The 18,984-nt window shown below is 69.4% G+C and carries 20 protein-coding genes and 2 pseudogenes; 7 read left to right on the forward strand and 15 right to left on the reverse strand.

The window, feature by feature from the left end:
• Positions 1 to 277 precede the first annotated feature (277 nt).
• Positions 278 to 1,150 (reverse strand): hypothetical protein, encoded by an 873-nt coding sequence (locus tag ACBJ32_RS47990; RefSeq protein ID WP_375132580.1) that lies wholly within the window; start codon positions 1,148 to 1,150, stop codon positions 278 to 280.
• A 1-nt stretch (position 1,151) separates the two neighbouring features.
• Entirely contained in the window at positions 1,152 to 1,652 is a 501-nt protein-coding gene (locus tag ACBJ32_RS47995; protein WP_375132581.1) for a SigE family RNA polymerase sigma factor, read from the reverse strand.
• Between the two features lie 143 nt (positions 1,653 to 1,795).
• On the opposite strand from ACBJ32_RS47995, the gene ACBJ32_RS48000 reads away from it, so the two are divergent.
• On the forward strand, positions 1,796 to 2,380 hold the full coding sequence (locus ACBJ32_RS48000) for a hypothetical protein (RefSeq protein WP_375132582.1): 585 nt from the start codon (positions 1,796 to 1,798) through the stop codon (positions 2,378 to 2,380).
• A gap of 54 nt (positions 2,381 to 2,434) precedes the next feature.
• On the opposite strand, the gene ACBJ32_RS48005 is transcribed toward ACBJ32_RS48000, so the two are convergent.
• From ACBJ32_RS48005 to ACBJ32_RS48025, 5 genes and pseudogenes are all read right to left on the reverse strand, one after another.
• Positions 2,435 to 3,463: an aldo/keto reductase gene (locus ACBJ32_RS48005; RefSeq protein ID WP_375132583.1), complete on the reverse strand. Its 1,029-nt coding sequence runs from the start codon at positions 3,461 to 3,463 to the stop codon at positions 2,435 to 2,437.
• A 79-nt stretch (positions 3,464 to 3,542) separates the two neighbouring features.
• A complete protein-coding gene (locus tag ACBJ32_RS48010; protein WP_375132584.1) occupies positions 3,543 to 3,980 on the reverse strand; it encodes a nitroreductase/quinone reductase family protein in 438 nt (145 codons plus the stop codon).
• Between the two features lie 183 nt (positions 3,981 to 4,163).
• Positions 4,164 to 5,063 carry an AraC family transcriptional regulator N-terminal domain-containing protein gene (locus ACBJ32_RS48015; RefSeq protein WP_375132769.1) on the reverse strand — a complete coding sequence of 300 codons (900 nt, stop codon included), beginning with the start codon at positions 5,061 to 5,063 and terminating at the stop codon, positions 4,164 to 4,166.
• Between the two features lie 75 nt (positions 5,064 to 5,138).
• A pseudogene (locus ACBJ32_RS48020) lies at positions 5,139 to 5,282 on the reverse strand (transposase); the annotation flags it as partial.
• Between the two features lie 405 nt (positions 5,283 to 5,687).
• Complete coding sequence (locus ACBJ32_RS48025; protein WP_375132585.1) at positions 5,688 to 7,091, reverse strand: sensor histidine kinase; 1,404 nt, start codon at positions 7,089 to 7,091, stop codon at positions 5,688 to 5,690.
• Between the two features lie 120 nt (positions 7,092 to 7,211).
• Between ACBJ32_RS48025 and ACBJ32_RS48030 the strand changes: the two are divergent.
• Positions 7,212 to 7,673, forward strand: a pseudogene (locus tag ACBJ32_RS48030) (transposase); the annotation flags it as partial.
• Here the strand turns inward: ACBJ32_RS48030 and ACBJ32_RS48035 are convergent.
• Together ACBJ32_RS48035 and ACBJ32_RS48040 are read right to left on the reverse strand one after the other, a co-directional pair.
• Positions 7,655 to 7,807, reverse strand: coding sequence for a hypothetical protein (locus ACBJ32_RS48035; RefSeq protein WP_375132775.1), 153 nt, complete (start codon positions 7,805 to 7,807; stop codon positions 7,655 to 7,657). The pseudogene ACBJ32_RS48030 and the gene ACBJ32_RS48035 sit on opposite strands and share 19 nt — an antisense overlap.
• A gap of 90 nt (positions 7,808 to 7,897) precedes the next feature.
• On the reverse strand, positions 7,898 to 8,044 hold the full coding sequence (locus ACBJ32_RS48040) for a hypothetical protein (protein WP_375132776.1): 147 nt from the start codon (positions 8,042 to 8,044) through the stop codon (positions 7,898 to 7,900).
• Positions 8,045 to 8,220: 176 nt separating this feature from the next.
• On the opposite strand from ACBJ32_RS48040, the gene ACBJ32_RS48045 reads away from it, so the two are divergent.
• On the forward strand, positions 8,221 to 8,553 hold the full coding sequence (locus tag ACBJ32_RS48045; protein ID WP_375132777.1) for a hypothetical protein: 333 nt from the start codon (positions 8,221 to 8,223) through the stop codon (positions 8,551 to 8,553).
• On the opposite strand, the gene ACBJ32_RS48050 is transcribed toward ACBJ32_RS48045, so the two are convergent.
• The gene (locus ACBJ32_RS48050) at positions 8,511 to 8,885 is read right to left on the reverse strand and encodes a hypothetical protein (RefSeq protein WP_375132586.1); all 375 of its coding nucleotides are present in this window, start codon (positions 8,883 to 8,885) and stop codon (positions 8,511 to 8,513) included. The two genes, ACBJ32_RS48045 and ACBJ32_RS48050, sit on opposite strands and share 43 nt — an antisense overlap.
• 287 nt (positions 8,886 to 9,172) lie before the next feature.
• Positions 9,173 to 9,373 carry a hypothetical protein gene (locus ACBJ32_RS48055; protein WP_375132587.1) on the reverse strand — a complete coding sequence of 67 codons (201 nt, stop codon included), beginning with the start codon at positions 9,371 to 9,373 and terminating at the stop codon, positions 9,173 to 9,175.
• 278 nt (positions 9,374 to 9,651) lie between these two features.
• On the opposite strand from ACBJ32_RS48055, the gene ACBJ32_RS48060 reads away from it, so the two are divergent.
• Positions 9,652 to 12,447, forward strand: a complete 2,796-nt coding sequence (locus ACBJ32_RS48060; protein WP_375132588.1) for an AAA family ATPase — start codon at positions 9,652 to 9,654, stop codon at positions 12,445 to 12,447.
• Positions 12,448 to 12,471: 24 nt separating this feature from the next.
• On the opposite strand, the gene ACBJ32_RS48065 is transcribed toward ACBJ32_RS48060, so the two are convergent.
• The gene (locus ACBJ32_RS48065; protein WP_375132589.1) at positions 12,472 to 14,469 is read right to left on the reverse strand and encodes a hypothetical protein; all 1,998 of its coding nucleotides are present in this window, start codon (positions 14,467 to 14,469) and stop codon (positions 12,472 to 12,474) included.
• A 362-nt stretch (positions 14,470 to 14,831) separates the two neighbouring features.
• On the opposite strand from ACBJ32_RS48065, the gene ACBJ32_RS48070 reads away from it, so the two are divergent.
• Complete coding sequence (locus ACBJ32_RS48070; protein WP_375132590.1) at positions 14,832 to 14,993, forward strand: LysR family transcriptional regulator; 162 nt, start codon at positions 14,832 to 14,834, stop codon at positions 14,991 to 14,993.
• Positions 14,994 to 15,022: 29 nt separating this feature from the next.
• Here the strand turns inward: ACBJ32_RS48070 and ACBJ32_RS48075 are convergent, their stop codons facing one another.
• From ACBJ32_RS48075 to ACBJ32_RS48085, 3 genes are all read right to left on the reverse strand, one after another.
• The gene (locus tag ACBJ32_RS48075) at positions 15,023 to 15,937 is read right to left on the reverse strand and encodes an IS982 family transposase (RefSeq protein WP_375132591.1); all 915 of its coding nucleotides are present in this window, start codon (positions 15,935 to 15,937) and stop codon (positions 15,023 to 15,025) included.
• A 228-nt stretch (positions 15,938 to 16,165) separates the two neighbouring features.
• Positions 16,166 to 16,546, reverse strand: coding sequence for a hypothetical protein (locus tag ACBJ32_RS48080; protein WP_375132592.1), 381 nt, complete (start codon positions 16,544 to 16,546; stop codon positions 16,166 to 16,168).
• Between the two features lie 71 nt (positions 16,547 to 16,617).
• Entirely contained in the window at positions 16,618 to 16,872 is a 255-nt protein-coding gene (locus ACBJ32_RS48085; protein WP_375132593.1) for a hypothetical protein, read from the reverse strand.
• Positions 16,873 to 17,302: 430 nt separating this feature from the next.
• Here ACBJ32_RS48085 and ACBJ32_RS48090 point away from each other — a divergent pair, with 430 nt between their 5' ends.
• On the forward strand, positions 17,303 to 17,755 hold the full coding sequence (locus ACBJ32_RS48090) for a hypothetical protein (RefSeq protein ID WP_375132594.1): 453 nt from the start codon (positions 17,303 to 17,305) through the stop codon (positions 17,753 to 17,755).
• 381 nt (positions 17,756 to 18,136) lie between these two features.
• A complete protein-coding gene (locus ACBJ32_RS48095; protein WP_375132595.1) occupies positions 18,137 to 18,772 on the forward strand; it encodes an MFS transporter in 636 nt (211 codons plus the stop codon).
• Positions 18,773 to 18,984 lie beyond the last annotated feature (212 nt).

Genomic DNA, 18,984 nt, shown 5'->3' on the forward strand with positions numbered 1-18,984 from the left:
GACACTGCCCGGCTCGACCGCCCGTCTGGTGGGTGATCAGCCGGCTTGCTCGAGGTCGGCCTTGCCGCTGGCGATGCCCCCTGGGATTTGAGCATTGAGACCCCGGCGTGCTTGCCGATCCGACGCAGCCCCACCCCTCACCGCTGGCGTCCGCCATCGCCTCGCACATCTGGGGGCGCTCACCGGCCTCGCTCCCCCATACCGCTTCTACCAGTCCTCTGCAGCGGGAGACTCTCGTCGGGGTAATGCCGCCTCATCGGCTCATCTCCTCGCCAGGTCAGTCGCTTCCCCGGCCCAATGGGCCGAACGCCACGTCTTTTTCCTGCCCTAGCATCTGGGCCTGCGACCCGTAGGCGGTGACCGTGACCGGTGGCGAATCCAGGATGGTGAGAGGCTCGCCAAGCGCGTCCTCGCCACCAGCGGGGTCCGGGATCGGTCTCCCCGGCACCCGGGCGATGAAGAAACCGTTGGCCACGCGCGCATCGGTACGCCGCCCGTCCGCCCAGTCAATCTCGACCCGCCGCACGTCCGCCTTGATCCGGCCGACGACAACCCGGTAGGTGTCGTCCTTTTGGACCCGCTCCGGCCCCACCGCATACGAGTGCATATGCGAGGTGTAGGCGTCCACATGAAGGGCGCCCGAAAAGCCGGTCATGTTCCCCGGAGCCTTGAACCCCCAGTAGGTGAAGACCGCTCGCTCAGCGAAATCCTTCTGCGTGGTCGGCGTGCACAGGACAAAGCCGGACAGGCTGCCGACCAGAGCAGTCGACCCGCCGTTGTCCCGGTACTCCACCAGCAACCGGAAGTCCTTGACCGTGCCGTGTTCGGGGAGGCGCCGGTTGCCGTCCATGTTGTGCACCGGACCTCCCCTGGGCATGCATTCGCGCACGACCTGCAACTGCTCAGGGGTGTTGTCAGGCAGGCGTTCCACCTCCGCCGCGGTGACCTGACCGGAGCCCCCGGAGGTCACTACAGTCATCGCGGCGATCACCGACGCAACTGCGGCCAGCCCGGCGACCGACCATGACATGCGCCGACGCCGCAGGGAGCCGATCCGTGCTTGTCCGGCGTAGGCGAGCGCGTCAACAGGCCTGGCCTCCTCCGCCATCAGTCGCAGTTCCGCGGAGATCTGCTGTTCGTCGATAGTCATCTCAGGCCTCCAGAGTGACGGTCTTGCCGATCAGTTCGCGCAGCCGGGCGATGGCTTGGTGGGTCTGGCTGCGCACGGTCCCTATCGAGCAGCCCATGATCTTGGCCACCTCGGACTCCGAGAGATCTTCGTAGTATCGAAGCACCAGAACCGCCCTTTTACGCGTCGGCAGGAGCCGCAGCGCCTGGGCCAGAGTGATGCGCGTCTCGATCTCGTGAGTCCGATCATCTGCGGCCCGATCAGGAGGCGTCAGGACCAGCCGTTCGCCCGACCAGCGCGGACTTCGCCAGCGACCGACCTGTTCGTGGTACATGACCTGGCGCACGTACGCCTCCGGATTGTCGCGGATTCGCCGCCAGCGTCCGGCAGTCTTGGCCAGTGCCGTCTGCAGCAGGTCCTCCGCGGCGTGCTGATCGCTGGTCAGGAGGTAGGCGAACCGGATCAGACTGTCGGCGCGGGTGGTGACGAACTCGGTGAAGTCTCGCTGCTGGTCGGGGTGCAAAGGTTCTCCTCGGGTCTCACCCACATAGATGCGGGCGTGCCCGTGAATCTATGGTGTCGGTGCCAGAGGTCACTTGGAGTGACCATCGAGCTGAGTTCGTGGAGAACGTGTTGCCCGCCGAGATCGTTACCTCGTAAGGCGCGATGACGGGCCCCTTCGCGATCACCACGTCGTCCGGGCAAGCCCGCATCCTGGACCGCTTTGAGCTCTTTCCCACCGAGGGCGCGCTGCCGCTGCCGCTGGAGGAAGTCGCCTTCCGCCTCAACCGTGCCCAGGGCCTGGCCGGCATGGCCAAGGCCACCCGGGTCGGGATCCTGCTGCGCGACCTGATGGCCACCCGGCCCGCGCGGGAACCGGTGCTCGCCGCCCATCGGGAGCAGTTGGAGCACACGGTGGACGCTGCTGGACGAGGTCAGCGTGGTCGCCTCCCGGGCCGGCCCCGGCTCGGCCGCCCCCCTGCGCCAGGTCTGGGATGCCGCGGACTTGTCATTCGGGGCGGGCCTGCGTGGCGGCCGTACGAGCGGCTGAGCCCGTCGCGTCAGGAAGCGATGCTGCACGCGGCCGCCACCGCGGTGCACCTGGCCGCGGACGGGGCGATCACTGCCCCAGGCACACTCGGCTCGGTGCTGCGGCTGCTCCCGTCGGTGCCGAGGACCTCACTGCCGAAGGTCATCGCGCCGAGGCAGAGCGGGCTCACGCGCAGGCCGGTGGCGTCGAGTGTGCGGTAGGAGTCCAAGGACATCGTCAATGTCGCCCTTTCGACGGTGGAACGTAGCGGTCGGTCAGAGCGCGGAGCGCTCGGCGACCGGCCGGCGGCGCCGGTTCACGTGCGAAATGGCCGGCGGGGTGTAGGACACGTCGTTGGGGCCGGCGTCGGTACCGGGCGGAGCGATCTCGTCGATCCGGTCGAGGATCTCGTCGTCCAGGGTCACGTCGGCGCCGGCCAGCAGGTCGTCGAGCTGGTGCATGGTGCGTGGCCCGATGATCGCCGAGGTGACGCCCGGGTGAGCGATCGCGAACGCCATCGCCAGGTGGGTCATCGGCAGGCCGGCCTTCCCGGCGAGCGGGATGAGCTGTTCGACCACCTCGAGCTTGCGCTCGTCGCTGAAATGTTGCGGCGTGTAGCCGGCGCGGTGGGTGTTGGTCTGCTGGCCCTTGCGGTAGCGACCGGTGAGCAGGCCCTGGCCCAGCGGGCTCCAGACCAGGGTGCCCATCCCGTAGCGCTGGCAGACCGGCAGCACCTCTCGTTCGATGCTCCGGTTGACGATCGAGTACGGCGGCTGCTCGGTGCGGAAGCGCTCCAATCCGCGCCGCTCGGCGACCCACTGTGCCTCGACGATCTCCGAGGCGGGGAAGGTCGACGTACCGATCGCCCGTACCTTGCCGCTGCGGATCAGGTCGGACAGGGCTGACAGTGTCTCCTCCACGTCTACCGCCGGGTCGGGGCGGTGGATCTGGTAGAGGTCGAGGTGGTCGGTCTGCAGGCGGCGCAGGGAGTTCTCGACGGCGGTCATGATCCAGCGCCGCGAGTTACCCCGGTGGTTCGGATCGTCGCCCATCGGATAGTGCACCTTGCTGGCCAGTACGACGTCGTCGCGGCGGCCCTTGAGTGCCTTGCCGACGATCACCTCGGATTCGCCGGCGGAGTACACGTCGGCGGTGTCGACGAAGTTGATCCCCGCGTCCAGGGCCCTGTGGATGATCCGGATGGAGTCGTCGTGGTCGGGGTTGCCCATGGCCCCGAACATCATGGTGCCCAGGCAGTACGGGCTGACCTGGATTCCGGTCCGGCCCAGCGTGCGGTATTTCATGATTCCCCCTTGGAATCGTTCGTGGAACGTTCGGTGAGTGATCGGAACGGTGACGCTGCGCCCTTGGGGAGGTCCGGCACTATTCGGACGTCGGCTGTGTCGGCAACCGCTCGTCGTCGAACACGATCTCGACCAGTGGGCTATGCGCGAGCCACTTGTCGAGCCTCTGACGCCGGCCTACCCGCGCCGCGATCTCGGGCCTGTTCTGCAGGTCGAGTACCGCGGTAATCACTCGTTGTCGTGTCGGTTCGTCCACCGGCCTTGCGGTCGCGGGCAGGTCGGCCTGAACTCCGTGCTTGAGATGCACGACCAACCGCGGATTGGCCCGCACGTTCGCGTACCAGCTGCGGGGCATGGGCATGCCGGTCAGGTACCAGCGACCGTCCACGCGGTGGAACCAGATCTCGATACGACGTGGCAGGCCGCTGCGGGCGCCCAGGGTCGTGATGTCGATCGTGCGCTCGGCCGCGGAGGAGTCCGGCCCGATGGCGAGGGCGCGGGCGATGGCCGCGTCCACGGTCACAGTTCGGTCTGCCGCTCGTCGAGGGGCATGTTGCCGTTCATTACCAGCCTCCTGCTTGGTGGTGATTGTCCCGGAATCCGGGACTGATTCCGGTACATCCATGCAAGCAACGAGGCGAGCGCCAGGCTTTCACGATCCTTTCGCGTGGTTGCACAATCCTCTTCGCTCAGGTGGGGGTCATGGCAGCGCGGCCGCAGCGGGACCGGCTCCACTCCGCAGGCGCACCGCGTCGACGCTGGGCGGAGCACCGAACTGGCGCCGATACTCCCGGCTGAACTGGGACGGGTTGTCGTACCCGACGCGCTGACCGACGCCGGTGACGTCGTTCGGACGGTTCGCCAGCAGCAACCTCGCCGCCTGCAGCCGGATCTGCTTCTGGAACTGGATCGGACTCATCCCCGTCACCACCTGGAAGTTCCGGTGGAAGGCGGAGACGCTCATCTGCGAAAGTTGTGCCAGCTCCTCGACCCGGAACGGCTGGGTGTAGTTCTCCCGGATCCACCGAACAGCACGTTCAATGTGGCTCAGGCTGCTGTCCGCGAGGCCGAGCTGACGGACGGCGTCACCCTGTTCCCCGGTCATCAACCGCCAGAGGATCTCCCGCTTGACCAGCGGGACGAGCGCCTTGCGGTCCCCTGGCCGGTCGAGCAGGCGCAGCAGCCGTACGACTGCGTCGAGCAACTCCTCAGGGGCGTCACTGACCGCGATGCCCGGCGGTGCGGTGCCGGTGGACCGCGGCGACTCCCCCGGTCCGGTCTGCAGCAGCAGCTCCGCGATGACGGCAGGTTCCAGGGTCATCCCGAAACCGAGCGAGGGGCCGGCGGTATCGACGAAATGCCCCGTCACCGGGAGGTCGACCGAAGCGACGAGGTACTGGCCGGCACCATACTCGTAGACGCGGTCTCCCAGCGCCAGACGCTTGCTGCCCTGAGCGATGACCGCGAGCACCGTACCGGACATCGAGGACTCCGGCGAACCGGCGTGGTCGACCTTGCAGATCCGGACGCCGTCGATGGCAGTGGTCAAGCTGGGACGCGCATGCCGTTCCAGCAGGTCACGAAGCTCGTCCAAAGACATGTCACCATTGCAGCACGCTAGCCGTCGACGGCAAGCGGAAGGTCCACGAACACACAAGTCCCGCCCAGCCCCGGCGGGCAGATCCCGCCACGGCCATCCTTTCCGAAACCGCCACATCACCGCGTTGAACTGCTGCCGCAAGTCCGGATTGGTCCTGCGTAACGGCAGGTGAGGCTCGATCAATGACCGCTCTTCGTCAGTCAGGTGTCCAAGCGCCACGCCGATGGGCTACCAGGACCGCAGACCAGGGCGCAGGCCAATCCCGCTGCCTTCAACTCCGTCCACGCCCTGGCTGACCTGGTGCCAGGCCACGAAGCACGGGCCTGCACAGTCGGTTCCGGCCGCACGCCGCACGCCGCACGCCGCACGCCGCACGCCGCACGCCGCACGCCGCAAAGAGAGTGTGGATGGGACCTCGCCGCTGGCAGTGGCGAACTCCCGGCTCACACGAGGCGGCGGCCTCAGGCGGCGATTCCGCGTCAGTGTCCGGCGGTAGAGACGCGGGCGTAGCCGACCAGCGCACCGGAGAGCGCCGCCGGTCCCGCCTGCAGGGAGTCACCGCCGAGTGAGCCTTCCAGCAACGGCCCGTCGGGCAGGACACGTGCGGAGCTTGCTGCTTGTCGGTCATCCGGCAGTGGGCGGGGATCCGGGGGCATCCCGCGAGTTGCGTGGGAGCCGAAGCACGAAGCGGGCGCCCCGGTCGCTGTCCTCGATCCGCAGAGTGCCCCCGGCTTCCTCGGCGATCTGCCGGGCGATCGGCAGGCCAAGCCCACTGCCTCCGGTGTCCTTGTTCCGGGCGGGGTCCAACCGGGTGAAGCGCCCAAACACCAGCTCACGCTTGTCGGGATCGATGCCCGGGCCGTCATCCAGCACCTCCAGCACCGCGACTCCGCCCGGGTGACGCTCATCGGCCTCAAGCTGCACCTTGATCGTGATCGTGCTTGCTGCGTGCCTGTCGGCATTGTCGAGAAGATTGGTGAGCAGGCGGCCCAGGTGCTGCCGGTCAGCACGTACCGTCACGCCGGGCTCCACGTGGCAGAGCAGACGCTTGGTCGTCTGGAGACGGGTGCGCATCTGACACGCCTCGTCCACCAGTTCGGCCAGGTCGAACAGGGTGGGCGCGGTGGGAGCGCCCGCGTCGAGTTTGGTGAGCGTCAGCAGGTCGACGACGATCGACTCCAGCCGTTTCAGGCTGACCAGAAGGGTGTTGCACAATCTGGTCAGCGTGGTCGCCTCGGGTGCCAGCAGGGCGTCCTCCACTTCCGCACGCATCGCGGCGATGGGGGTTCTCAGGTCGTGGGAGGCGTCGGAGGCGAACTGGCGCTGCTGGGTCATCGCGGTGTCGAGGCGGGCCAGGGTGTGATTGATGCTGTCGGCCAGGTCGCTGATCTCGTCGCGGTTGGGCGGCATCGGCACCCGGCGGGAGGGGCAGGTGGCGTTGATCTCGTCCAGCTCGCTGCGGATGGCACTCACCGGACGCAGCGACGCGGTGACGATCCGGTTGCCGAGGCCGGTGATGGCAGCCGACAGCACAACCGCGGAGCCGATCACCAGGGACGCCAGCCAGGGCTCGACCCACCAGGGCACCACCGGGGAGGAGGCATAGACCGTCCAGTTCCCCTCCGGCCGGTCGGCCGACTGGGCGATCACGATGTCGCACTGGCCATGCCCGAAGACGCCGCCGCACACCACACCTTCCCTGGTGTTCTCGCCGTCCGGGATGAACGTCGCCATCGGCGGTTTGCCACGCAGCGCCACGGTCGACTCAACGACGCGCCCCTGGTCATCGACCACCTGGACGTTGCGGCCCGGGTACTGCGCAAGAGGGCCGCCTACCCTGCCCAGATCTTCCACGGTGATGGCGACACGGCCGCCGGCCGCGCGAATCTCCTCGCTGAGGGCGCCGGTGGCGTAGTGATGGATGGCGATCATGAGGACGACGGCCAGCAGCGTGCACAGCAAGGCCGATACCACGCCGGTGAATAGGGTGATGCGCCCGGTGATCGAGATGTTGCTGTGTACGGTCATCCTCTGCCCCCTCGGCTGCTCTTGTGATGGGTGGGGGAGATTCTGATCGGGGCTCGGGGATGAACGGGAACGACGAGTGACCCCGATCGCGACACTATTGATCATATCTACAAGCCAGAAATGGCACACGGGGCGTTGCCAGTGGGGGCGGGCACGGTGATCGTGGACGTCAGGGTCGAGGGGACACCGTGCTGCAGGGCGATCAAGGCTGTTCTGCCACGTCTACGGCCGGGCCGAGAGTGCCTCGCAGCGCATCCCGGGCTGGTCGTACTCGTTCGCCGCGGCGTTGGAGACGGGCGCAGTTCGTGGACGGCGCCGCTGGATGTGGTGCGGCTGGGGCCGGTCGACGACGCCGCCGCCGTCACCGCCGCCCAGCTGCGCGCCGTGATCGGGCGGCTGATCGCCGCAGGCCAGTGGCTCAGCGTAGACCCGGCCGTGCTCTCCGTGGCCGACGCCGGCTACGACATCACCCGCCTGGCCTGCGTCTTGCGCGACCTGCCCGTCGAACCACTCGGACGCATCCGCTCCGATCGGGTGCTGCGCTTGCGTGCCCCGGCACGCCGCTACGACTCCAAGGGCGGCAGGCCGCGCAAGCACGGCGGCGAGTTCGCCCTGGCCGAGACCAGCGCCTGGCACCAGCTGCCACGCCGGCCGGGCAGCCCGACCGCGACGCCGCCCGGGAACTGCTGGCCCGGCTGCGGATGCTGCACGCTCATCTGGGGCGACAGCGCCTACGCCGGGACACTGGTGGATTGGGCCCGCCGCTTTCTGCGCCTGGCCTTGAAGATCGTGACTAAGCGGCCTGGTCAGACCGGGTTCAAGGTGCTCGCAAGGAGGTGGATCGTCGACAGGCCTCTCTCCTGGCTGATGAACGCCCGACGCAAGGTAATCGACTTCGAACGCAAACCGTCGCACAGCGAAGCCCACCTGACCGTTGCCTCGATCACGCTCATGACCAGGCGGCTGACCAGGAAAAGCCGCAGGCATGGACCCGAAAGCCGGCGTTTACGCCGCCCGCCGCCTGAGAGTGCCACTGGCTCAGGAGGCCGTGGTGGGCCGGAAGGACGCGAAGAATGCCGCCGCCTTATCGCCGCCCCGGACAGCTCGCGTTCACTGCACAATACTCCGCATGACGGGAATCCTGCGGCCGCGCCTGGCGGCAGCACTGGACGAAACGGACCCGGTCGGCGGTGCCAGCGCGGTGCTCGCCGTCGTGCTGCGAACGCCGGGCTGTGTGGCGGCGCAGGCGTTCCAGGCGCTGGACATCGACGTGGACACGTTCGTCCAAAGAGTGGCGGAGGAGGTGGACAGGCACGTCGAGCCGCTCGATCGCGACGGCTGGCGCGCCCGCGCAACCACGGCGGCCCACCGCGCCGACCACGAATCCGGACGCCGGGCGCTGCGTGAGCTTGTCCTGCGTTACGGCGACGCTGGGGAGCCTGCCCCCGTTGCCGAGGCGTGATCAAGATGTGTGCGGCAGGTGTTGCCGGCCAGGTCCATGCCGTTGTAGCGGCCCGCCGCCAGCAGCGTGCCCTGGGCCGCGGCGGCGAAGGGTTCCAGTCCTTGAGCGGATTGCGCGGTGTAACGATCATCGGGGGCGATGGCCAGGGCGTCGGCCAGGGCCGTGGCCGTGGCCGCGTCTGGCGTGAGGATCATCTGCTTGGGTTCCACCCGGGCCAGGCGGTCGAGCGCCGAGGCCGGGGAGGCGCCCTCGAGGTCGGCCAGAGCGGGGAAGACGAAGAAGCGCCGGCCGCTGCCGGTGCGTTCCCAGCCCGGCGGTGCCGGCACGCGCACGATCGGCGCTCGTCCGAACGAGCGTTCCAGCTCGTGACCACAGGGCACCATGCCCGGTAGGAGTGCGCGGCAGATCGGCGAAGAGCGCCTCCGGCGTTGCCGCCACCGGTGGGCGGGTGTGCGACGTGCGAAAGCCTGGGCGCCTCGGCTCAGATATCGCCATCTCCTTGGCTCGGGCTCGCTACGCATCCCCGGGGGGATTGTGCCAAGGTCTGCTGGCACAGGCGGTCGCATACCGGGAAAACGTTGAACATGTGCTGTAGCGGAACCCGGCTCCAGGCCTGTGCTTACGCCCAGCTCGGCATCGGCAGTCCGCACCTGTGGCGGCCGGCCGCACCGCCCCAGAGCTGCAGGCCAAGAGCCGCCACCAGAGCCTGACCAGCCTCGGCCGCTACATCCGCCTCGGCGAAGCGGCCTCCGCCCGCGTCCTGCTCGAGAAGCACGCCGGGCTCGACCTCCACCAGCTCCGCCACTCCGCCGCCGCTCACCTCGGCGACGCCGAGGTTCCCCTACAGCTCATCACGACCAAGACCCGGCGATGGAACCCCCGCACCGCTATGCGCTACATCCGGCCCGGCAGCGAAGCAATCGTTGCTGTCACTGAACACCTCGCTCCACCCCGCCGAGTCCACTAACCAGCGGGAACCCCCGGTCGCGGTGTCTTTCTCCCGTATTGCCAGTGTGCTGCCCCCCTGTGCGGCCCCGCACGCCCTGGGTAAGCTCATCCGTGTCTTGGGGCGGCTTTCTGCGGGACCGGGGGTCTGCGATGACCGAGGCGGTGTTACGGCCCGAACTGGTGGGGCGGGCCGGAGAGAGGTCCTTGGTGGAGGCCGCGATCGCCGGCGGCCACCGCCTGGTGCTCATCGACGGGGAGCCGGGGGTCGGCAAGACCCGGCTGCTGGAGTACCTGGTCGAGCGGGCGGAGGCGGCCGGGCGCACGGTGCTGGCCGGCAGCGCCACCGAGTTCGAGCGGCTCGTCCCGTTCGGCGTCTACGTGGACGCCTTCACCCGCCTGTCCGACACCGCTCCCGAAGGCGGGCCCGCGGAGGCGGCGCTGGGCACCCTGCTGTCGGCGGGCAAGGCCGACCAGCTCGATCGTTACCACACCTACCGCGGCATCCGGTCGTTCCTGGCCCGGCTGGCCGATGACTGCGGCGCCGTGGTGGCGCTGGACGACCTGCACTGGGCCGACGCGCCCTCGCTCGAACTGACCGAGTTCCTGCTCCGCCGCCCGCCGGCCGCTGGGTTCACGCTGGCCCTCGCCTGCCGTACGGGCACCGTCCCGCCCGTGGTCGCCGAGGCCGTCGCGCGGCGGGACCCGCACGTCACCCGGCTGAGCCTGGCCCCGCTCGACGAGGACGCGGCGGCGCTGCTGGTGCCGCCGCAGGTGGACCCGGGCCGTCGGCGGCTGATGTACCGGGCCAGCGGCGGCAACCCGCTGTTCCTGCGGGCGTTGCTGGACGCCGACGACCGGTTCCTGAGCGAGCTGGCCGAGGGGCGGCCGGGCGCCACGCTCGCCCTCGAACAGACGTTGCTGGCCGTGCTGCGCCGGGAGTTGGACCGGCTGACCCCCGCCGGCCGGCGGGCGGCCCACGCGGCGGCGGTTGCCGGGGAGCTGGCCTCGCCCGTCGTCATCTCCCACGTCGCCGAGCTGGACGCGGCCAGCGCCGCCGCCGCCGTGGACGAGCTGTGCCGGCACGGCCTCGGCACGCTGGCGGGCGCGCGGTTCGCCTTCCGGCATCCGCTGGTGCGGGCCGCCGCGTACGACACGTGCGGGGCGGCCTGGCGCGTGACCGCCCACGCCAGGGTCGCCGGCCACCTGCGCCGCACCGACGGCTCGCTCGCGCTGCTGGCCCACCACACCGAGCGGTGCGCCGAGCCCGGTGACGAGCAGGCCGCCAGGACGCTGGGCGACGCGGGCATCGCCTACCTGGACTCGGCTCCGGCGACCGCCGTACGGCTGCTCCACGAGGCGCTGCGGGTGCTGCCGGAGCGCGACGACCTCGTCCCGTACCGGGGCAGGCTGCTCACCGGGCTGGCGCGCGGCACCGGCGTGATGGGCTCGCTGACGGAGAGCCGGCGCATCCTGCACGAGGTCATCCACCTGCCGCCCGAGGTGGCCTCGGCCGCGGTGGCCTTCTCCTCGGTGATCTCGCGCATGCTCGGGCGGCTGGACGAGGCGCAGGCGCTGCTGAGCGCGCAGACCCGTAAGGCCGAGGGGCGGGTACGCGCTCAGCTGCTGGCCGAGCTGGCCGCCGTGGCGATGCTGCGCTCGGACCCCGGGGGCGCCAGGCGGCACGCGCGCGAAGCCCTCGCGCTGGTGTCGGAGACGGCCGATCCCGCGCTGGAGGCGGCGGCGTACGCGCTGATGGGGGTGGCCTGCATGCAGGACGGCGACCTGGCGGCGGCGCGGACGCACAGCAGGCGGGCCGGCTGGCTGATGGACAGCGCCTCCGACACCGCCCTCGTGCCGCACGTCGAGCTGATCGCGCCGCTGTCGTGGAGCGAGATCTTCCTGGACCGGCCTGCCGACGCCGAACGCCATCTGACCCGTGGCGTCGAGCTGGCCACGATGTCCGGGCGCAGCTACGCGATGCCGTACCTGCTGATCGGGCAGGCGCAGCTCAATGCCAGGACGGGGCGGCTGGCGGAGGCCATCGAGATCGCCGAGCACGCCGCCGCGGCCTCCGAATACATCCGTAGCAGCGAGACGCTGGCGATGGCGCGGTGCGTGCTGCTCCTGCCGGTCCTGTGGCGGCACGGCATCGAGGCCGCCCTGGCGCTGGCCGGCTCGCTGGCCGCCGACGGGCCCGGGTCCGCGTGGTGGCAGGCGATGGCGTACGTGCCGGTGGCCCGTGTACGGCTTGCCGGGCGGGCCGGGCCCGACCCCCGGCTGCCACCGGTCCTGACCCGCGACACCGAGGTGGAACGACTGGCCGTGCAGTCGATCCGGGCCGGCGCCGACGGCGACGTGGTCACCGCGCTGGCCCGCTCGGCGGCGGCGGTCGAGGCCGCCGGCGACCTCCCGTACCGGCTCGGGCTCGCCCACGACGCCCGCGCCCGCGCGTTGAGCGGCCACGACGACCTGCCCGGGGCCGTGACCGCCGCCCGGATCTCCGCCGAGCGGTTCGCCGAGAGCGGCGCGGTCGTGGAGCGGGGCCTGGCCCATCAGCTGCTCGCCACCCTCCACGACCGGATGGGCGACGCGGCGGCCAGCCGCGCCGAGATCGGGCGGGCCAAGGCCGCCTATCGGGAGTCCGGGGCGGACTGGCTGGCCGGGCGGCTGACCCGGGCGGAACGGCGGCTGGCCGCCAGGGGACAGCGGCACGCGGCGCGGGAGACGGCGCTGACCGGGCGGGAACGGGAGGTGGCCGAGCTCATCGGCCAGGGGCTGACCAACCGCGAGGTGGCCGAGCGGCTCCAGGTCAGCCAGAAGACGGTGGAGACGCACGTGTCGCGGATCTTCAGCAAGTACGACGTGCGGTCGCGGGTGGCGCTGGCCCGGCGACTGGCCGGCGGCGACCTCCCGGCCGGACGGCCGGAGCCGCCGGCCGGCTCGTGACCGTCCGGCGGCTCCAGGGCGTTCCTACGCCCACTCCTCGTTGGTGATCTCTGTGATGTCGTCGTTGATGTGGATGCTGGGCGAGCAGGGGTCCGGGTGCGACTTGGTGTTGGAGAACTGGATCCAGAAGAGCTGGACGGGCAGCCGGAGGCCGCCGCCGCTCACCACGGACGTCGAGACCTGCATGGAACCACCGCCGCCCGGCTCCACCTGGGTGGGCTTGCACGGGTCGCCGGTGGGCGTGTTCGTGGCCCCGCCGGTGCCGCCCGTCCCGGTGCCGCCGGTCCCGCTGCCGGAGCCGCTGCCGTCGCCCGAGCCGCCACCGTCGCCGGTACCGCCGCCAGTGCCACCGCCAGTGCCACCGCCAGTGCCACCGCCGGTGCTTCCGCCAGTGCCGCCACCAGTGCTTCCGCCGGTGCCACCACCCGAACTACCACCGGTGCCGCCACCCGGGACGGTGCTCGAACCGCCGTGCTCGCCCGGCTCCCCGGTCGGGTATGTATAAGTGGCCGGAATCCAGCTGTAGCCGCTTCCGTAGCCACCACCACCGCCGATGCCACCGCTGACCACCTGCGCCCCCGGAATCGCGGGGAACGGGATCGGGTCGGTGACGATGGTCACCGGGAACTTGGTCTCGCCGTTGGGGCGGATGTAGTGGCAGATGCTGTCGATCTCGGCCCCCTCGCACATCAGCTCGGGGTGAGCAAGCGCCCATTCCTCGAATTCCCGCTCCGCCTCCGGGTCCTGCGCGTCGGCGATCGGGTTGGTGTGCACGTTGGTGAAGTCGGGCCCGTTCGGGAACAGGTCGGGGAACGCACCGGCCATGAAGGTCGCCAACGCCTTGCCGATCGCCACCGCGCCCGGCTCGTTGGGGTGGAAGCTCTCCTGGGCGATCTTGAAGGCCTTGGTGTTGCCGATGAGCTCCTTGCGGACCTTCAGCCCGTTGAAGTACGGCGCCGCCTGACCGAGCTCATGTCCGGCCACCACGCTGGTGCCGTTCGGCCCGGCCGTGTTCGGGTCGAAGACGTGCAGCTTGACGGAGGGGTACCTGGCGCGGAAGTTCGCGACCGCGTCCTTGATCGCCTGGTTGACGGCGGCGGCGAACGGATACATCTGGTCCAGCGCGGCGCCGGTGATCTGGGTGATGCCGGCGTTGCCGGACGCCTTGACGGCCAGCGGATAGAGCGCCACGACGATCGCCGCCTTGCCCGCCTTGGCATGCGTGTCGACCAGGGCCTGCTCGACGTTCGCCGACACCTGCGGGATCCGCTTCAGCAGCCGCTTCACCTCGAGCTCCACGTCGCGCGCCTGGTAGTTCGGCATCGACGGGTCGTGGATGTCCTCCTTCAGCCAGCCGACGTAGTGCGAGGCGATCGCAGACGACAGCAGCGACCCGAAGCCGGCGTCGTTGCCGCCGAGCCCGAAGTAGACGATGTCGGTGTCTGCGGGAACGCCGTCGAGCTGGGGCGGGTTGCGTACGACGCTGCAGCTCTTGTTCTCGCAATGCTGCTGCTTGAGGTGCTTGGTCTCCGCCCCTGACGAGGCGTTGAAGTGCATCTCGTCGCCGCCCCAGGTGGAGCGGATCTCCTGCGGCAGGATCGTGTACGAGCCGATCGGATAGCGGCCCTGCTGCAGGTAGGCCCAGGCCAGATGGGCGGGCGCGTACCCGGACTGGTGCTTGAACAACTCCGTGGGATAGCCGACGTAGACGCTGCCGTGGCTGGCGCCCTCGCCGCTGGTGTAGCTGTCGCCGACCGTCGCCCACTTGTAGTTGCGCTTCGTCGGCTCGGTGGTCGGCTCGGTGGTCGGCTCGGTGGTCGGTGGCGGAGTCACAGGGAGCGGGGGAAAGTTCGGTATCGGTTTGAGCGTCGGCACGATCGGCCCTGTGGTCGGCCGGGGCAGGTTCGGCCCGGCGGAGGCCGGTCCGCCGGCCAGCACGGTCGCGACGATGGCGGCAACGAGCCCGACAAGGCCCAGCCGCCCGACCAGGAGCCAGCGCCGTAACCGGTGGGGAGGTCGCATGGAGGGAGTTTCCTTTACGCCGGAGGGGACAAACGGGATGTCGTACCGCAGGCATCCTCCGCCCCCGCGCGCTCCCTAACATCGGGTGCTCCCCACCCGACCACCCCGACTTTTGCCCTCGGGGAGGGCGACCGCAGATTGTTATCGTTCTCAACTCACGACACCAAGACGCGTGGGCAGCCCACTGCGGCGTCATTCCCCGCGAGCGAATCCTGGCCTTCTACCGCCGCACCGCCCCGTGGGCTTGGTTGACGTGGCAAGTCGAGCATCGCAACACGTTCGACTTGGCCACTCCCCACAGGCCGAACACCCGATCGGAGGACGCTTACACTATTACACCGATTGCAACGGGAGGGAACGGGATGGGCCTGCGTCAGTTCGAGTATGCCCTGGCCGTCGCTGAGGAGGGCTCGGTGACGGCGGCGCCGGAGGTGCTGCGTGTCGCTCAGCCGTCGGTGTCCCAGCAGATCCGCGGCCTGGAGCGAGTGCTCGGGCCACGCCGGCCATGTGGCATCGCCGGCTAGATGATTGATGCCAAGGGGTCTGGTTACGGTTAGTGGTCGTAGGCGATCAGGGATCGCTTGATCGGTTGGCCGGTTTTGTCGTTGTGCCAGATCACGCTGGTCAGCGCGAGGATGCGGGTCAGCACCCGGATGATCACGCCGGCCGCGGTGCGACCGCCGTGGCGTTCCAGGTCCAGCTGGCTCTTGAGGGTCTTGTTGATCGACTCGATGGTCTGGCGCAGGGGCTTGAACAGCGCCGCGCCGGGCCGCTCGGGCTCGCCCTGGCGGGCCGGGCGCAGCAGCTGCAGCTCACGCTCGGCGAGCTCGGCTTCGAAGAGGCGGCCGTAATACTGCCGGTCAGTGATGATCGTCTGATCCGGGCGGGCGGCCAGCACGTCGGGTGCGGCCTGCAGCATGCCGAGCAGGACCTCGCGCTCATCGGCCTTGGCACCGGCGAGGGCGAACAGCACCGGCAGCCCGCCCAGCGTGCACAGCAGGTGCAGCCGCAGCCCCCAGAAGTAGCGGGAGTGGCAGGCGCAGTAGCCGTACTCCGCCCACCCGGCCAGCGCCGAGCGCCGGGCCGTCTCCCGCGAGCGGCCGCACTCGATCGGCGTGGAATCGACCACCCAGACGTCGTCACTCCACAACGAGGTATCGGCGGCCAGGATCCGGATCATGTGCCGGACCAAGCTGCAGGCGCTGCGCAGCCGCCGGTTGTAGCCCGGCCGGCCCGGCAGGTGCGGGAACATCGCGCCCAGTTCGGCGCGGGCATACCGCAGCCAGCGGCGCTCGGAGGTGAAGCCCAGCAGCGCCGACAGCACTGCCAGGGTCACCAGCTCAGCGTCACTGAGTTTCGGCGCGATGCCGACCTTCGGCCGCCACGGCGCGAGTTGCGGCTGGACCTTCAACACATCGTCGATCCGCACGTACAGTGCGGTTGCGAGGGTGTTTAACTCTTTCGTCACACATCCAGCTTGGACACCCTCGCCCTATCTCCGCAGCTACGCCTTGGCATCAATCATCTAGGTCCCTCGGGCCCGCGATGATGTCTTTCCTTCCTGCTGATCGCATGTGTATCCGCGAAGGCGAGACGGCGTGGGACCCCTGCCGGAACAGGACGACACCATGCCGAAGAGCAGCAGCGCCGCCCGCCGCGAACAGGCACGTGCCCTGGCCGCCCCCGAGGGCATCGCCTACACCGAAGCCCTCCGCCGCCTGGACCCGGTCCGGCCTCGACAGCACCAACGCCACCGCGTCGGCCTTGAACTCGGGCGGGCGAGGTAGGCGGTGCGGTCCTCGCCGTGGCCGATCTCGTGCACGCTGGGGTGCCAGCCGAGGCCCTCGTCGGCGTCGTAGGCGAGCAGCGCGTCCGCATTGTTCACGCGGGCGCCGAGGGCGGGCTCGTCCAGGGCGTCGACCACGATCCAGCCGTCCCGGACCAGGTCCCGACGACGGGCCGGCAGATCAGCAACGGCGACCACTGCGGTGCCCTCGTGCCACCGGTCCACGGTGATGCTGACGGTACGCACGTCCGGGGTGCGCGGATCGGGCAGGTGGATGGTCGCGATGCGCATCAGCGGGCCTTCCGCCGCGCCGGTCTACGGACAGGTGGACCTTGCTGTTCAGCCCTCCAGCCTGGCCGCCTTCAACCGCACCCGGTGCCGTCGCCGCAGCCGCCGGCGTCCAGCGCGTTGATCGTCCCCGCCCTCGCCTGCTCGGCGTTTTGGGCTGTTGCCCCTTCGGCGAATCCCCTTTCCTCCTCGACCGCCTTCTCCGACACCTGCAGCAACGACGGATCGAGGGCCACCCTCGCGGTGTGATGGGGGGGCGAGCCGTCGTGGAGTCCGCGCTGACCAAGCCGAGGTTTCGCCCGCCCGCGGGCGGCGACCTCACCGATCACGGCCTCCATCAGGTTTTGCAAGACGCAACTGGCACGCGCACGAAGACGCCATGACAATGCGAGGCCGATCTGCGCTACGGCTTGCGGCGCTTATTCCACCGAGCGGTGTTTGTCTGAAGTGGCGGAGGGGGCCTGCCAGACAATCCCTTCGGCTTCGACACTGGGATTCGGCCACGCCGCTCACGCTCCTGCAGGGCGGAGGTGGTCGCTGGACAGACAAGGCTGTGCCCTGAGCGCAGCGCCTCGGGCTGCCGGGCAGTGGACAAGATGGCCGGGCTGACCGCCAGATCGGGCGGCAGGCCGCAGTCGGACTTGCTGTCACCCGACAGCCCAGCCACCGTCGGCGAGGAGCTTTGGGCCAGGGACAGCAGCTAATTAGCTGACCAACCACAAGAAACGCGAGGTATCCATGCGGGTATTCAGTTCGGTGATGCGCTCGACCGTCGCCAAGATCGGCCTAACGGCGGCAGTGGCAGGCGGACTGCTCACTGGCCTCACTGCAGGGCCCGCCGCCGCAGGCGAGTGCGCGACCCCCTTCTGCGGAGGCACCGTCTACAACGAGAATCAGAACGCCAGCTATCGTGACGTCGTCGTCACCAATTGCTGGCAGGACGGCCCGACCAGAGTCGATGGCGCCCTTCCCCCCTGCGCCACGAACGGGTGGAGCTCCGCACGCTACAGAGCAGCGTGGTGGCTCGTCAGGGGCCAGAATTCGTCCGCCTACAAGCACTACTACGACGTCGACGCGTTCCGCGTCGACGCCGGCTGCGTGTTGAGCGGAAGCCTCGGCGGCAGCACCCAATCGTTTGGACCGTACTCGACAGACAAGTGGATCAAGATTAGCGGCACATCCGTGCTCAAGGTGTATACGCACAGGTGTTAGAGCCTGTACGGAGTTCAGATCAGAGGGATTGCCTGCGGTCTCCTCTGCGCCCCCGGAAAGGTCTTCGCCATGGCACGCGGAGACCTCACCTGCGAGTAATGGTCCCTGATCGAGCCTCACCTGCCCTTGGGTGAGCGAGGCCCGATCCCGGACCTGCGATAACAGTTCAACGCGGTGATGTGGCGGTTTCGGAAGGGCAGTTATCGGCGTACAGGTATTTGTGCAGACCTCGTACGAGTAGTTATACAGAGCGTCGATCAGCCAGAGCGCGTTGGTCATCGTGGCGCCTGACAGGACTCGTTCCGCAGGTGTTCAGATCGCCGGGGGAGACTTCTGCTGCTCTGCTGCCACGTCGTCCGGCAGGCCGAGCACACCGTTCAGGTGGGCCGACGCGCCACGGCCGCGACGACAATGGGCGGGCAATGGGTCTCCGGGCTGCGGCTGGCCAGAAAGAACCGCGGCGTGCGCCTGCTCGTGGCATACACGCTGATCACAGGGCTGGGCGAGGGCATCTTCGCGACGCTCGCGGCACCGTTCGTGGCAGATGTGCTCGGCGGAAAAGGGGACGCCTACGGGCTGTTCCTGTCGGCGCAGGCGGTCGGTGGGATCGCCGGCGGTCTGGCGATCGCCGCCCGCCCGGGGAACGCCACGCCGCGGGCGCTGTTCGGATGGGGAACGGTCGTCTTCGGCCTGGCCGACCTCGCGCTGTTCACCTACCCACTCCTGACGCGGGAGCTGTGGCCTGCCATCGCGCTGATCGCCCTGGCCGGGCTACCGGCCGCGGCAGCGATGGCGGGACTCACCACATGCGCCCAAACGGTCACCGGCGACGACCGGTTGGGCGCGGTGTTCGGGCTTCTCATCAGCGCCCAGGCTGCCACGTCGCTGCTCGGGATGGCGCTGGCGGGCGTGCTCGGCGAGCGGCTCGGCATTGTCCCGACGCTCTGCCTGCACGCCGGCGGGCTGATCACGGCGGGTCTGCTCGTTGTGGTGAAGTCGGAACGTCATACCCATTGACCTGCGATGACGTGGGCTCATACCGGCCTCTTCGCGATATCACCAGCTAACGTCTTCTCTGATCTCGAACCGATCTCTCGGTTTCTCAAGATCACATATGGAGTTGAAGACACTCTCTTGGTCCAGCCGACCAGACGGTTCTCTCGCTGTGGCCGGGTTCCGGTCATCGGCCGTTCACCAGTTCGTACAGGCTCCAGCACAACCCGACGCGT

It is taken from the genome of Nonomuraea sp. GTA35, from assembly GCF_041950525.1.
Lineage (GTDB): Bacteria > Actinomycetota > Actinomycetes > Streptosporangiales > Streptosporangiaceae > Nonomuraea.